Annotated in this window: 17 protein-coding genes; 15 read left to right on the top strand and 2 right to left on the bottom strand. The window is 37.9% G+C overall.

Features of this window, described 5'->3' with window-relative positions:
- Positions 1–76: 76 nt before the first annotated feature.
- Positions 77–1,003, bottom strand: a complete 927-nt coding sequence (locus CAPGI0001_RS01335; protein WP_040359246.1) for a phospholipase A — start codon at positions 1,001–1,003, stop codon at positions 77–79.
- A gap of 72 nt (positions 1,004–1,075) precedes the next feature.
- Between CAPGI0001_RS01335 and CAPGI0001_RS01330 the strand changes: the two genes are divergently transcribed.
- From CAPGI0001_RS01330 to CAPGI0001_RS01295, 8 genes are all read left to right on the top strand, one after another.
- Positions 1,076–3,547: a M1 family aminopeptidase gene (locus CAPGI0001_RS01330; RefSeq protein WP_002665915.1), complete on the top strand. Its 2,472-nt coding sequence runs from the start codon at positions 1,076–1,078 to the stop codon at positions 3,545–3,547.
- Between the two features lie 75 nt (positions 3,548–3,622).
- The gene (locus CAPGI0001_RS01325) at positions 3,623–4,519 is read left to right on the top strand and encodes an XAC2610-related protein (RefSeq protein WP_002665708.1); all 897 of its coding nucleotides are present in this window, start codon (positions 3,623–3,625) and stop codon (positions 4,517–4,519) included.
- A 24-nt stretch (positions 4,520–4,543) separates the two neighbouring features.
- Complete coding sequence (locus tag CAPGI0001_RS01320) at positions 4,544–5,077, top strand: GNAT family N-acetyltransferase (RefSeq protein ID WP_002665647.1); 534 nt, start codon at positions 4,544–4,546, stop codon at positions 5,075–5,077.
- A 23-nt stretch (positions 5,078–5,100) separates the two neighbouring features.
- Entirely contained in the window at positions 5,101–5,688 is a 588-nt protein-coding gene (locus tag CAPGI0001_RS01315) for a hypothetical protein (RefSeq protein WP_002665747.1), read from the top strand.
- Between the two features lie 40 nt (positions 5,689–5,728).
- Positions 5,729–6,415 (top strand): hypothetical protein, encoded by a 687-nt coding sequence (locus tag CAPGI0001_RS01310; RefSeq protein WP_002665611.1) that lies wholly within the window; start codon positions 5,729–5,731, stop codon positions 6,413–6,415.
- A 95-nt stretch (positions 6,416–6,510) separates the two neighbouring features.
- Complete coding sequence (locus CAPGI0001_RS01305) at positions 6,511–7,068, top strand: RNA 2'-phosphotransferase (RefSeq protein WP_002665781.1); 558 nt, start codon at positions 6,511–6,513, stop codon at positions 7,066–7,068.
- 6 nt (positions 7,069–7,074) lie between these two features.
- Entirely contained in the window at positions 7,075–8,019 is a 945-nt protein-coding gene (locus CAPGI0001_RS01300; protein WP_002665925.1) for a YncE family protein, read from the top strand.
- 45 nt (positions 8,020–8,064) lie between these two features.
- Complete coding sequence (locus tag CAPGI0001_RS01295; RefSeq protein ID WP_002665791.1) at positions 8,065–8,316, top strand: hypothetical protein; 252 nt, start codon at positions 8,065–8,067, stop codon at positions 8,314–8,316.
- Between the two features lie 54 nt (positions 8,317–8,370).
- Here CAPGI0001_RS01295 and CAPGI0001_RS01290 read toward each other — a convergent pair whose 3' ends face one another.
- Positions 8,371–8,850: a DUF2004 domain-containing protein gene (locus CAPGI0001_RS01290; protein ID WP_002665897.1), complete on the bottom strand. Its 480-nt coding sequence runs from the start codon at positions 8,848–8,850 to the stop codon at positions 8,371–8,373.
- Positions 8,851–8,911: 61 nt separating this feature from the next.
- On the opposite strand from CAPGI0001_RS01290, the gene CAPGI0001_RS01285 reads away from it, so the two are divergent.
- The 7 genes from CAPGI0001_RS01285 (at position 8,912) to CAPGI0001_RS01255 (ending at position 13,502) form a co-directional block, all read left to right on the top strand.
- Entirely contained in the window at positions 8,912–9,688 is a 777-nt protein-coding gene (locus tag CAPGI0001_RS01285; RefSeq protein ID WP_002665923.1) for an SMI1/KNR4 family protein, read from the top strand.
- A gap of 67 nt (positions 9,689–9,755) precedes the next feature.
- Complete coding sequence (locus CAPGI0001_RS01280; protein ID WP_002665881.1) at positions 9,756–10,256, top strand: hypothetical protein; 501 nt, start codon at positions 9,756–9,758, stop codon at positions 10,254–10,256.
- Positions 10,257–10,297: 41 nt separating this feature from the next.
- Positions 10,298–10,963 (top strand): hypothetical protein, encoded by a 666-nt coding sequence (locus CAPGI0001_RS01275; RefSeq protein ID WP_002665657.1) that lies wholly within the window; start codon positions 10,298–10,300, stop codon positions 10,961–10,963.
- A 33-nt stretch (positions 10,964–10,996) separates the two neighbouring features.
- Positions 10,997–11,686, top strand: coding sequence for a DUF2441 domain-containing protein (locus tag CAPGI0001_RS01270; RefSeq protein ID WP_002665810.1), 690 nt, complete (start codon positions 10,997–10,999; stop codon positions 11,684–11,686).
- Positions 11,687–11,750: 64 nt separating this feature from the next.
- On the top strand, positions 11,751–12,185 hold the full coding sequence (locus CAPGI0001_RS13420; protein WP_002665663.1) for an AbiH family protein: 435 nt from the start codon (positions 11,751–11,753) through the stop codon (positions 12,183–12,185).
- A 1-nt stretch (position 12,186) separates the two neighbouring features.
- Positions 12,187–12,705, top strand: a complete 519-nt coding sequence (locus CAPGI0001_RS13415; protein WP_081451904.1) for an AbiH family protein — start codon at positions 12,187–12,189, stop codon at positions 12,703–12,705.
- 209 nt (positions 12,706–12,914) lie between these two features.
- Entirely contained in the window at positions 12,915–13,502 is a 588-nt protein-coding gene (locus tag CAPGI0001_RS01255) for an SUKH-4 family immunity protein (protein WP_002665777.1), read from the top strand.
- The last annotated feature ends 17 nt before the right edge of the window (positions 13,503–13,519 follow it).

The raw sequence follows: 13,519 nt of genomic DNA, 5'->3' as shown, positions 1-13,519 counted from the left end.
AAAATTTCTTGTGCAAATTTACTCATTTTTTCGTTAAAAAACACGCTATAAAAGTTAAAAAAACGTTTTATTCCCGTTATAAATTTAAGAAAGTAAAACCTACTCCCAATACTGTCTGTTTGTAGTTATAATCAATGAGTGAATCGCCATACCCATGGGAAGCCTGTAACATGATGCGTAAGTCACGGCTTAGGGGGTATATCCAAGAGAGTTCAGCATGTCCTCTGTTATGGTTGAAGTTTAGATTGTTCCGTACAGTGAGCGTGAAAACATTTTTTCGAAACGGAATAGCGGCAGTTACTTCACTCCTACCAATATACTCCTCTATCTGAGGATTGTCGTCTTCTATAGATTTTTCTGAAAATCGTCTCCATACCCGAGCCGTAATGATACTATTCTTCCAAGAGGCCACTCCCATAAGGATAATACGGTTCCAGCTGCGAGAGTGGGCAGCTTCCTTACCATTGGACTGGTGGTTGATGGATAGTCCCAGCATCTTGAACTTGAAGTTTCCCGCCGAGAGGTTCATAGGATAGGTAAAGATAAGCTCCGGCTCATAGTTGATTTCCCTAAAAGGGCGAGAGAGTTTTCCATTATACATTTGCCAATAGGCTTGCTGGGTGAAGGCTACCCATACATCACCTTTACCAAAAGCATCTTGCATAATTTTGGCCTTGAGGCTTACTTGGAACTTCATTTCTACATGTTGGTAGTCACGATGCTCAGGTACAGGGCGGTTGGGGTTCAGGCTCACAGGCTGCTCTATAGGTTTGTCCGTTAGCCTAAAAGGTATGGCGTACATGGGTTTGTACTCCAAGAAGCGAAAGGTACCTCGCTGATCCTCTTTGTCTAATTCCCATATCTTTGAGATGGTTTTGTCCAGGTCGGCTGGCTCACTTCTTTTTACCTCGGGTAAGGGGTCTCCTGTGATTGAAAGAGAGTCTGTCTGTGCTGCACTCACCAAGGGGAAACAAGACAAAAACAGATAAGAAAATTTTTTCATAAAAGGATTGTAAAAGAGACGCAAAGGTACAGAAAATAATTGTATATTTGCGCTTTCAATCTTTTTTTATTCATGAAGAAAATAGTTTTAGTAGCCTTGGGTCTGCTTTCCTCTGGCTATACTTTTGCACAAACAGACACTTCAGGCAGAGGGCTCTATCGTGCTACTCCTGACAAGAAAACCGCTTTAAAGCATACCAAGCTCAAGGTGGATTTCAATTTTTCTAACCAGACCATGGGTGGGGAAGAATGGCTCACTGCCGCTCCCTTCTTCTATCCTACTGATAGCCTTGTCCTCGATGCTAAGGCTATGCTTATTCACAAGGTCGCCCTTGAGGAGAAAGGCAAACAGCAACCCCTTGCCTATAGCTATAAGGATGATCTCTTGCGTATCAAGCTCCCTAAGAAATACCAAAAGGGAGAAGCCTATACTGTGTATATAAAGTATACAGCACAGCCTGAAAAAGTGGCCAATAAGGGAAACCTCTCTATTTCTGATACCAAAGGGCTCTACTTTATCAACCCTGAGGGTAAGCCAGAGGGTTATCCTCGCCAGATATGGACACAAGGAGAGGCAGAGAGCTCCTCTTGCTGGTTTCCTACCATTGATAAGCCCAATCAGAAGACCACTCAAGAGATTGAGATGACTGTCCCTGATAGTTTTGTTACCCTTTCCAATGGACTTTTGAAAAGTTCTGAGAAAAAAGGTAACCTACGTACAGACTATTGGGTGATGGACAAGCCTCATGCTCCTTATCTCTTCTTCATGGGAGCAGGTGAATTTGCAGTGGTGAAGGATACACCTTGGCACGGTAAAGTACCTGTGGAATATTATGTAGAGAAGGACTATGCACCCCTTGCCAAGAAACTCTTTGGCAATACTTCAGAAATGATATCCTTCTTCTCTGAGCGCTTTGGCTATGACTATCCTTGGGATAAGTATGCGCAAATCATTGTGCGTGACTTTGTTACAGGTGCTATGGAGAATACCACTGCGGTGAGCCACTCCGAAAGTGCTTACCAAAGCGAAGAAGCGCTTAATGACCAGAACTATTGGGAGTATATCATCGCTCATGAGCTGGCACACCACTGGTTTGGTGACCTCGCTACAGCTGAGAGCTGGGCAAACCTTACGGTCAATGAGTCCTTTGCCAACTATAGCGAATATCTTTGGATTGCTCACAAATATGGCAAAGATGCTGCCGACTACCACCTACGCAACAATACCCAACAGTACCACCAGCGTCCTGATGATTTTAAGAAAGACTTGGTGCGTTTTAGCTATATTTCCACCGATGATATGTTCGATATGGTCTCCTATAACAAAGGAGGAGCTATCCTACATATGCTTCGTCGCTATCTCGGGGATGAGGCTTTCTTTCAGGGTGTCACAGACTATCTCAAGACACATGCCTATGGCAATGGAGAAGCCCATCAGCTACGCCTATCCTTTGAGAAGATAAGTGGAAAAGACCTTAGCTGGTTCTTTAACCAATGGTACTTTGGCTATGGAAACCCTACTGTAAAGGTAGAAAAACACTATGATGCTACTAAGAAACAACTTACTGTAAAAATCACTCAGCTCCAAAGTGAAGACCTATATTTTCAGTTTCCTTTGGATATTGATATCTACCAAGATAACAAGCCTATTCGCCATACAGTATGGGTGAATGCTCGTCAGGAAAATGCCTTTACCTTTGCAGTGAGCAAAGCCCCTGCCTTGGTGAATATCAACCCAGAAGGGGTGGTGGTGATGCAGGAACAATACCCTAAAACAACTAAGGAATACCTCTTTCAGATACAACATGCTCCTGAGCTTAAGAGCCGCTTAGAAGCTATTTCCTCCTTGGAAACAGGCAAGGGTAAAGAGGTGGTTTTAGCAGCCCTACAAGATCCTTATTTCAAAATACGCAAAGCTGCTTTGGAACTTCTGGAAGGTTATCAACTTACCAAAAAGGACTTAGCTCTGGTAGAGAAAATTGCAACCAAAGACCCTGAGAACCTCGCCCGTGCTGCTGCTATTTGGGTCTTGAACGACCAAGAAGATAAGCGCTACACTCCTCTGTATGAAAAAGCACTTACTGTCCCTTCAGCAGCTATTAAAAATGCCGCTCTTAACGGAATTGCACGAACCAACCCGAGCAGGGCTAAACAATTCTTAAAAAAGGCAAACCCTGCAGACCTGGAGGGTGATCAACTCTTAGGCTTAGTCAGTGTCATTACCAATCATAAGATGGAGAAATACCTCCCATCCCTGATGCCTTACCTTGTGAATTATCCCTTCTTTGAGGAAGATGAACCCCAAAGATCTGCCGATTTCAAAAAAGCCTATCTCTGGGCAATGAGCTTGGATAATACTCCTCTCACAGAGCAAGTTCAGCAAGCCTTTAAGGATTTTACCCAAGAGGAAAATGATTCCAAAACCAAACAAACCCTTTGGAAAGTTATAGACTTAGGTATTGACCAAAAGAAAAAACTCTCTAATACAGCTTCTGTAAAGGAACAAATCCAAATGTTGGAAGAACTTAAGAGTAAGATAAAGTAATTTTTACTCATTAGTGATCAGTGGTCAGTTTTTGGTCACTGGTCACTAATTAGTAATATATAGATCATTATAGCAATGAAAAAAGTATTTCTTTTATATGGGATCTGTCTATGTTTATTTGCTTGTAGAGAGCAATCTGGCAAACAGCAACAGAGTATTACTATCTTACAAGATGGGATAAAGACCACCTCTGCTGGAGAGGTAGAAGAGAAAGATATATGGGTAGATCCACAGCTTGTAGAGATGATGAGAGAAGCTCTGCAGCGAGTGGATACTCTTTACAAAGGGGAGGATTTGACCTATTCTTATATCTATAGTGATACATTACCTATTTCTGAGACGATAATCAAGGTAGGTAAGTTCTTTGACCAACAGCCCTATGTAATGGTTAATAGCACTTGGGAAGATAGATTGATAGAAGTATATAAGATAGAGCAAAATCACACCTTTAGAAAGAAATTTTCTTATATAAGTTCTTGGATGGAGTTTGCAAAAGATTCTATTTTTGATGTCAATGGAGATGGAATCAAAGATCTTTCGATAGCGTGGTCTGGTACAGGAGCACTTAATTACAATCCTACTTATATCTATTTGTTTGATCCTAAGACGGCGACTTTTTCTGAGCGTTACGAATTTGAAAATGCTGATTTTTTTCCAAAAGAGCAGGTAGTGCGAGGGGTAGAAACAGGCTTCTCAGGGGTAGTGGGTTTGTACAAATACAAGTGGATAGGTGGTCAGTGGGTAGCACAAGAATATATCTATCCTGATTATATTTCCAATGGAAAATATTTTATACGAACCCAAAAGGATGGGCCTTATCCCTCACGAGAGGATGGAGAGCTTTTGCACAAAATACCAGAGGAATACCTTGTTTTAAAAGATCTTAGTTGGTTTCTTATGTATGATACGGATAGCGAGCTGCCATTCCTCCAACAAACCTTAGAAGAAAGAAAAATGGAGGGAAATAAATAAAGTAAAATAAATAAACCAAAACAAATGAAAACACTCCACACTACACGTCTTTTGCTTCGTCCTTGGGAAGTCTCCGATGCCCAGGCGCTATATATACAAGCACGTAACCCTATCATAGGCAAGAGGTGCGGTTGGCCTGCTCACAAAAGTGTAGAAGAGAGCCGAGAGATTATTCAAAACGTACTTCGCAGACCTCACTCTTTCGCTCTTTGCCTATCTGATAACACCCTTATTGGGAGTATCGGCCTGCTTTTACAAGGAGAAAGTAGACTTTCTGTAGGTAAAAATGAAGCCGAAATAGGTTATTGGTTGGGAGAAGACTTTTGGGGCAAGGGGTATATGACAGAAGCTGCATTACAAGTTATACACTATGCCTTTGAGGAGTTGCATCTTACAGGGTTGTGGGCGAGTGTATACAAGGAAAATATAGCCTCACAGCGGGTTATTGAAAAATGCGGTTTTTGCTATCATCATACCCTTGAAGATTTCTTGTTTCCTCTTATAGGGGAGCGACATACGTCCTTGGTATATACACTTCAAAAGGAATATGTGTTGTAATTCATTCATAAGTTTAAGGTAAAATGAAAACAGTTCTTTTATTAATTTTTTCAGCTATAACTTTGTCTGGTAAATCTCAAACTATACAAAGTAAATTAGACTATTGTGCTATTTTTATTCCTGATGAAAACTACGAAAATTATTGTATTGAGGACTATAAGGCACATCGTAAAGCGTTTATAAAGACAGAGAAAAAGCTCTTGAATGATGAGCTGAAAATTTTTAGTCATTCTGATTGTACAATAATCTTTGACAATGATCCCAAATGCAGTGTTACAAGGGATTTGGAAAAGAAGTTGAAGCCCTTAGAGAATATTGAAATTCAATTCAATGGGAAATCTATCATTATCGATACCACCTTTGTAGAGCTGGGCACAAAGAAAATGATTCCCTACAAGGTAAAATATCAGAAAAAGAAAAAAGAAACCCTAATGAAGCTTACCTTTGAGAATGTTTTATGGACATCAGCAGGGGGATTTCATCGCTATGATATTTATTTGGTAGCTAAGAATGACCAATTGACAGTATCTAAGATAAAGGCTTTTTATATTTCAAAAGCGTTTAACAGCTATGGCAAAGAGCAAACAGAGGTGATTTACCCTACAAAGTGAGACGTATACAACAAATATTAGAGTCATTAATCGTTGAATTATGTATTTTGCAAACACTTGGCACAAAAGTTTTAATTTCGTAATCACTCCTGAGGAGTTTGAAGCGGTATTCAGTAGAGATGATTATGAGTTTGTAACTGGCAATACGCTAGTAGATATGGACTATATCAGCACTGAAAAGCAGGAAATCTTTAATGCTTATCAGCAATATTATGAAAAAATACTACTTCGTGAGGAAAAGTATGATCATAAAACCTTATGGACTGTTGAGGATAAGATGCGACAAAGTATGATTGATCAAACCAAAAAACTCATTTTCCTTGAAGTAGAGGGCAACAAGAAAGATGCTGTTAAGTATAAGCGAGTGCGTACGAAAGAACCTTTTATGAATATAGACCCTTTTTATCTTCTCTATAAAAAGGAAAAGAACTTGCTCTCTACCATTTATCACGCGCCTGAAAATACGTTTGGGCTCAAGCTCACCTATCCTAAAACCATCAGTCTTGCAGATAAGAATGATAACCTAAGAGGTAATTACAGCACCGAAAAGTATCCTATGTATGCCATTTTCGAGGATATTATCAAGCAGATTAAGAAAATCAGTCATAAAGCAAAGATGATGAAAGGAGAGCAATTGCTCAAACCCGATTTTTGGATTTCCGACAAGGCAAAAGAACAAGTAGGGAAGAACTATTACTTACAGCAAACGGGATTAGTGTTTGTGTAAAGAAATAATAGGAGCTAGTGTAAACACATCTTATATGTTAAAATACAGTTAAGAAAGCGCGCAAAAAGCCCGCAAAGCGCGCAAAATATTGAACAATGTCTAAAGAAGAAAAACATAAAAAAGAGAGCAAGTTTCTCAGTTTGGTACTGCGACACCACCCTGAGGCTATTGGTATTACCCTCGACACACACGGTTGGGCTGAGGTAAATATGCTCATTAAGAATATGAAGCGTAAATTCCCAGTGTTCAGCCTTAAAATGTTGGAAGAAATCGTCACTACCGATAGCAAACAGCGGTATGCTTTTAGCGAGGATAACACAAAAATACGCGCCAATCAAGGGCATTCACTTGCTGTAGCGTTAGAATTACAGCCCCAAACACCTCCTGAATATTTGTATCACGGCACTGCCAGCAGGTTCGTAGAGAGCATTCTCAAAAGCGGACTCCAAAAGCAAACCCGCCAACACGTACACCTCAGCATTGATATAACAACCGCAACCAAAGTAGGTGCGCGACACGGCAAACCCATCATCTTTAAAGTAAATACAATGGCAATGCACCAGGCAGGGTATGTTTTTTACCTCTCTGCCAATGGAGTATGGCTTACAAATGAAGTGCCACCGAAGTTTTTAGAACTAATCGTTAGTAATTAAAACACTATGCAAACAGAAATCATTTGGAAAACAACACTGAAAAACGGTATTTATGGAAGTCTTACCCCTCCACTTGCTGACCCTTTTAATCTCGACCATTTTTATGTAACTGATGGTTGGGGCTCGAAGTATGCCTCTATGCGATTGCACAAGCTCTCCTTCTCTACGGGTAAAGAAGTAGCCAATGTGTTGATACGCAACAATGTACGCTGTATGTATTTCAGCACAGATGGGCAACATATCTTCGCCCTTACTGATAATAAGATATTCCAACTGAGCAGAGAGACTTTGGAGGTAGTCAAAAAAATCGAAAAGGGTGTGCCTAAGTTCTCTGATTACGTAGCCTCCAATGACCAAGACACCCTTATACTGATGAATTTTAGTGGTATAACCGTTACCGCTTACAACTATGTAGAAGAAAGTGCAAAGAAAAAGAGAATCAAAGGAGAAGGTTGTGCCTTGATAGCACGAGAAAAAGCAGGTATTTACCTCATAGCCTCTTACCAAAATGGGGTAATACAGCGTTATGATACCACAACAAACAAAATAGAACTCCTTTTTAAAACAGACAGCTTCCATTCCGTTTGCCGAGATAGTAAGGGCAATTGGTATTTCCATTTGGGGCAGTATATTCCGCCAAGGAGCAATACTACAGGGATTAAGAAACCTTTGTACATCATACGAGTACTGAAAACAGATGGAACTCAAAAGGACTATCCTCTGGGGCTCCCTTTTAAAAAACCTATACAACTTTCAGAGGATGAGCAATCACTCTTTTTAAGCAATGATCACAACCTATGGAAGTTCTCTTTGCAAGAAGAAAGAATAACAGATACAACTGTAATCTCAGGAGGCGAGAAGCTCATTCATTTCTTTGAAAAACAGCAGTTTTTACTATGTGTAGAAGCTGATAGTGATTATAAAAAATTGGTAGGGCGTAGCCTTCAATAGTAACGGATCTATTCCCTATAACCAAAAACTAATGATTATCTTAGTATGAAATTATGCAAGCAAAAATCGTGGCAATTTGAAACCTCGGGAGTAGAAGGCGAGGTAAAACTCTTTGGCGTAAATATATTTGACTACCAGTGGCAAGAAACGGGAGAATATGTAAAAGTAACAGACCCTCTCTATCACGCCCAAAGGTCTTTTTGCCTTTATAAAGTAGTGATAAATGGCGAGACACACAGCTTTGTAGCAGGTGAGTTTAGCAATATGATATGGGGCTTTTATTTGTTGAAATATTAAAAATAGCTATTAGTCCTTAGCCATTAGTGATTACCTAACAACTAAGGACTCAAGTTAGCTTTCCCAAGCAATAGAACTAAAGCTGCCGTCTAAGTTAAAACGAACAGCAAGAATCTCGTCACTTTGGTCAGGGTCTATCATATAATCGACAATAATTTCTTCCTTTGAAATACAGTACCAAAGCCCCACGTTATTAATTTTCATAGCTGTCACAAAATCATCAATAGAGGTAGGTACCTCTAACTCTAATTCGTCTATATGAAAATCTATATACTCGCTATCTTGTTCTAAATAGCTTTTGAGCGCTTTGCGTGCCTGTTGGTCTCTTTCTGGAAAATGCTTGATAAATTGTTCAAACAAATCCAATCTTTCCTTACTGATTTCCTCTTTTTTAGCCAACCAAAGACTAAACTCAACAGGGTCGCTTAATTCTTGGAAAGTTACTTTTTGTTCCCATAGCACATCTGGGTCAAAATCTTCTTGTATAATGCTGGTATCAAGAGTACCAAAATAAGGGTGTGTAATAGATGCCATAATGATATTTTTTATTTACCTTTGCAAAGATAAAACAAAAAAATGAAATACAATTAAGAATATGACTGAAGTAGTAGAAAAATATATCAAAAAATTATACAATCTCACGTCCAAGGACTGCAAAGGCTTCTCGGAAGCACAGTTGTTAAAAGCTGAAAAACGCTTACACATCACCTTGCCTGAGGAGTTCCGAGCCTATTACCTACAATTAGGGGCAACTAAAAGTGTAAACCAATCCTATAACTCGTTGGCAACACCTCAGCAATTGTATTTTGCAGGGGATTACTTATGCTTTTGTGAAGAAAATCAAGGGGTAGTGATGTGGGCAATCCGCAAAGAAGATTTAACCAACCCTAACCCTCCCGTTTGGGGTAATTATGGCTCCGAAACCGACCCCAATTGGATACAAGAAACCCAAAACCTTTCGGACTTTTGGCTGTACCTCGCCATTTACAATGGTGTGATGGGAGGCTTGCCTTACAACGCCAATGCAATGGGCGGTTGGGATATCGAAAACTTTGAAGTACCCGAGCAAGCTGTTGCCCATATAGAAAAACAATATACCGAGCTTACCTCCCTCAGCTGGAAAGGGCAACGCACCTTTACCGATACCGATTTTCAAATAGTCATTACCCTTGCCATACACCAAACTACAAACCGAGCCACAGCTATTTTTATAGGCAGCGCTCAACAAGAGTTATTTGATACTCTTTTAGACGCTATGGAAAACTTTGGCTTACAATGGGATTACACTTCCTACGATGACGATGATTTTCAAGAAGTCTCAGAAGCTGAATTAAATGAACTAAAAGCCAAAGGCTTATGGACATTAAGTTAGATGCTTTTGCACTACCAATGACAGAATAGTAACGATTTTGAAGAGTTTTAAAAGAAATCTATCTTTTATGAAAAAGAAAATACTCACATATATTTATCTCTTTTCCTATGCTGCTTTACTTCCTATGATTATTGGAGGTTTGATATTAATGATAATTTCATTTGTACAGCATCGTGATATGATCTTTAATCCCGATACCTATACCAAAAGGTTTGTAACACTTGATTCTGTCATATATTCTACTATGAAAGGGACTCCACGCTACCCTCGGCAGGCTTATTCAAACCAAGTGAATAAGGGTAAAACTACTATTGAAATTGTGAATATCGAAAAAGGTACTTTTTATAACTATGTTCAAAAGGAAAATGATAAAAACTATATATACATTTGGTATAAACCTAATGAGAAATATGCTTATTTAGCTAAAAAAGAAGAAACTATTTTTCCAGTAAAGGAATATTTGCGCGATGATAGAAATCTGATAATTGCATTTTTGGCAACAATTATCCTCAACAGGGCGCTTCACCGATACTTGTTTAAAAGATGGTGGTCTTTACCACGCAAATAGCTTTATAAGTCCCTTTAAATATTTTAAATTATTAAAAAAATATGACCGAAGCAGTAGCAAAACACATCAAAAAGCTCCATCAGTTGGAGAAAAAAGGCAATTTGGAGGTAGAACACCTCCTAAAAATTCTCAAAACACCTAATAAAGAGTACATTACTCCCTTGCAGGAAATGATAGCGCAATACCATTGGCAACCACTCAATGATGAACTTATCGTACCTTTTGCCTCGTGGGTAGAAGCCATTTGTATTTATTTGGAAGAAGGTACAAAAGGACTTTCAAAAGCCCTTTATAAAACAAAAGACTTCTTTCATATCGTCTTTGGAGTATTGGAAGAGTTACCCACAGAGGAATCACTCCCTACCTTTTTGGAAATTGCTCAAACTTTCTCTACCAATATCACCGATGAGCAACGGGATTTTGTACAAAAATATGCCTATTCACTTTGTAATATATCACACCAACTCAAAGGCGAGAAAGTAAACAAAGACCATCACGACACTTTTGTACCTATCTTAAAGCAGATCATCAGCTTTGGGCAGTCTAAAAAAGACGAAGTGCTAATGTGTAGTGCGACAGTGTGCTTTCAGGCGTTTGGCGACAAGAACGATATCCCCTACCTCAAAGCACTCCCTTTTACAGAAGCCTATTACAAAAGCACAGGAAAAACCATCGCCAAGAGAATAGAGAAGAAATATGGTAATTAACATCAGTTTAATTTAAAAAATATAGAAAAATTCATGAAGTATTATAGAGTATTAAACCAAAGTGAAGAGCCTTCAAACACTCAACTTAACTCAGAACATCAACTATCTGAGTTTAGAAAACAAGCAATTGCTATGCTTCCTTATAGTGAAGCTGTATGTAATCTTTCTAAAAGTACAGGAATGCAACTAAAAGGAGCGATGTGTTTAGCCCAAAATATACCATGCTTCCTTGATATTGTCCGACAATTTATAAATAATGGAAAAAAGTTGTGTCCTCTTATTGAACTTTGTGTAAACGATCCAATAAAGTATATTAAATTGGATGATTTAATCGAATTCTCCAATAATTACATCGGGATAATAAATAATACAAAGTTATATTTTGATATCGATAACGGAAATGTACTGTGGGAATATATTTGGGAATATATTAGAAAAAATCAATATTCAAACCTACCTTCACGATTAAAATCAGTTTTTCTTTTCAATAACAAAAAGGAAGCTTCGGAATTCTTTAAAAATTATCGAGATGATCGGTATTCTATATGTGAAATCAAATTATTATCAGGGAAAACAGAGAATTTTGATATGAATTGGTTTACAGATGTTCCATGTGATATTACATTTAATGACGCTATTAAATATGCAGAGAGTTATTGGGGTAGAAAGCAAACACCTCAACCTATCATAGAAACTTTACATCAGGGTTTATACTCATGGTAATAATGACTCAAAATCAAAGCCCTCTTTTCTTATCGGATTAAATGTAAAATAATATTTCTTTAGTTTGTTAGGAAGAAATAGAGAGCCTTTTGATGAAACAAAAAACGCATTATATAAATTTATGAAATTATATATTATAGGAAATGGATTTGACATAGCTCATGGAATTCCATGTAGATATTCTGACTTCTACACATATCTTGAAAAAAAAAGATGTGATGTATTAGAAAAAATGGAGCAATATTATGATGTTGATAAAGGTTCTGATTTATGGTCAGACTTTGAACGAAACTTGGAAGAAAAGATCTGTTATGATTCTTTTAGGGAGATTATATCTGAAAATGTTCCAAGACTTGGTTCGGATGATTTTCGGGATGCGGAATGGTATGATGCACAAATTTTCACAGAGCAAGAATGTGATGAGCTATTAGGAAAGATCCGTTCAGGCTTTAAAGAGTGGATAAATTCATTAGATTTAAATATCATAATAGAAGTATGACATAGACAAAACTGCTCATTTCTTCTCGTTCAATTATACTAAAGTATTAGAATTGGTTTATAGAATTCCTGATGAGAGTATCATGCACATACATAATAAAGTAGGAGAAGAGTTAATATTTGGACATGGTAAGGATGTTAAAAAATTTAATATTAAAAAAGCTTTGTATGGATATGATAACACTGATTTAGAAGAAGCAGAGAATGATATTATTATGGATATTGGGTATGAGAAATTTGCAGAATATGCTGTTTGTGAATTCTATGACAAGATGAGTAAGGATACTAACAAAATTATAAACACACATTTAAATTATTTTTCTAGTCTTTCCGATATAGATGAGGTAATTGTAATTGGACACTCATATAATGAAATAGATTACCCTTATTTCAAGAAAATATCTGAATCTATCAGCCATAAGGCTACTTGGACATTACATTACTTCTCTGATAAAGACAAAGTAAATGCTGAAAGATTAATGAGTGAAATTAAGAGATATGGTGATTTTGTCCTTAGATAGAATTTAAAAATGGAAACTAGAACAGAAAGTATATTAATTTAGGTTATTAGAAGAAAAAAGATGAGTTAAAATCCTTACTCAACACGCCCGATAACGCATCTGGGTTATTAGCCCAGCGAGTCTATGATTTTAACTCATCTTCGGGGGCAAAGATACAACACTTTTTGAAATTCTCCAAAGATTTCTAATTAAAATCTCAAAAATAGTTTATGCTTAGTTTTACAAAAGACGATATAGAAGCCCTACACCAAGCGGGCATTACTGCTGAGTTGCACTCTCCTCAACCCCACTTAATGAGCCTTGACGAGGTACTGCAAAACAAGTTTGCCCTACTAAATGACTATCCACAAATGGGGTTTTACTTCATTCGCTTTCCCGATGAGCTTATACCTATGCAACAGCAAGGGCAACATTTCCAGTGTTTTGGAAAATGCTGTTATGGTTATTTTGCACTGAATGCTAAGGGGAATGTATACTTACTCTCTACCAATGACGATTATACTGACGCCTCTGTGGTGTGGGTGAATCATTCGCTGGATGAGTTTATCAAAAGTTATAGTTGGTTGTTAGCGGGGGTATTTCAGCTTAAAGGTAGTGATACTTCTACCCAAGAAAAACTTTTTGCAGTACTGGATAAAGTTGCCCAGCAAATAACCGAGGCTATTCGTGAACTTCATCCTGAATTATTAGAGGAAGGAAGCCTTTGGAGTCAATTTATTTATATGATAGAAGACGGCTGGTTTTCTACCGCTTACCACGAAATATTCTATATCAGAGAAGGAAGAAGAAGTCTGTAATAATTTGTCAATTAAAA

The sequence above is a fragment of the Capnocytophaga gingivalis ATCC 33624 genome (genome assembly GCF_000174755.1).
Lineage (GTDB): Bacteria > Bacteroidota > Bacteroidia > Flavobacteriales > Flavobacteriaceae > Capnocytophaga > Capnocytophaga gingivalis.
The sequence above is the reverse complement of the archived record's forward strand: the minus strand, read 5'-3'. Positions and strand labels throughout refer to the sequence as shown.

Excerpts from the sequence above, each read along its gene's own strand:
- CAPGI0001_RS01310 (WP_002665611.1), top strand. The coding sequence starts at position 5,729 with ATGTATTTTGCAAACACTTGGCACAAAAGTTTTAATTTCGTAATCACT.
- CAPGI0001_RS01300 (WP_002665925.1), top strand. The coding sequence starts at position 7,075 with ATGCAAACAGAAATCATTTGGAAAACAACACTGAAAAACGGTATTTAT.
- CAPGI0001_RS01305 (WP_002665781.1), top strand. The coding sequence starts at position 6,511 with ATGTCTAAAGAAGAAAAACATAAAAAAGAGAGCAAGTTTCTCAGTTTG.
- CAPGI0001_RS01320 (WP_002665647.1), top strand. The coding sequence starts at position 4,544 with ATGAAAACACTCCACACTACACGTCTTTTGCTTCGTCCTTGGGAAGTC.
- CAPGI0001_RS01270 (WP_002665810.1), top strand. The coding sequence starts at position 10,997 with ATGAAGTATTATAGAGTATTAAACCAAAGTGAAGAGCCTTCAAACACT.
- CAPGI0001_RS01285 (WP_002665923.1), top strand. The coding sequence starts at position 8,912 with ATGACTGAAGTAGTAGAAAAATATATCAAAAAATTATACAATCTCACG.
- CAPGI0001_RS01330 (WP_002665915.1), top strand. The coding sequence starts at position 1,076 with ATGAAGAAAATAGTTTTAGTAGCCTTGGGTCTGCTTTCCTCTGGCTAT.
- CAPGI0001_RS01275 (WP_002665657.1), top strand. The coding sequence starts at position 10,298 with ATGACCGAAGCAGTAGCAAAACACATCAAAAAGCTCCATCAGTTGGAG.
- CAPGI0001_RS01315 (WP_002665747.1), top strand. The coding sequence starts at position 5,101 with ATGAAAACAGTTCTTTTATTAATTTTTTCAGCTATAACTTTGTCTGGT.
- CAPGI0001_RS01280 (WP_002665881.1), top strand. The coding sequence starts at position 9,756 with ATGAAAAAGAAAATACTCACATATATTTATCTCTTTTCCTATGCTGCT.
- CAPGI0001_RS01295 (WP_002665791.1), top strand. The coding sequence starts at position 8,065 with ATGAAATTATGCAAGCAAAAATCGTGGCAATTTGAAACCTCGGGAGTA.
- CAPGI0001_RS01335 (WP_040359246.1), bottom strand. The coding sequence starts at position 1,003 with ATGAAAAAATTTTCTTATCTGTTTTTGTCTTGTTTCCCCTTGGTGAGT.
- CAPGI0001_RS01255 (WP_002665777.1), top strand. The coding sequence starts at position 12,915 with ATGCTTAGTTTTACAAAAGACGATATAGAAGCCCTACACCAAGCGGGC.
- CAPGI0001_RS01325 (WP_002665708.1), top strand. The coding sequence starts at position 3,623 with ATGAAAAAAGTATTTCTTTTATATGGGATCTGTCTATGTTTATTTGCT.
- CAPGI0001_RS01290 (WP_002665897.1), bottom strand. The coding sequence starts at position 8,850 with ATGGCATCTATTACACACCCTTATTTTGGTACTCTTGATACCAGCATT.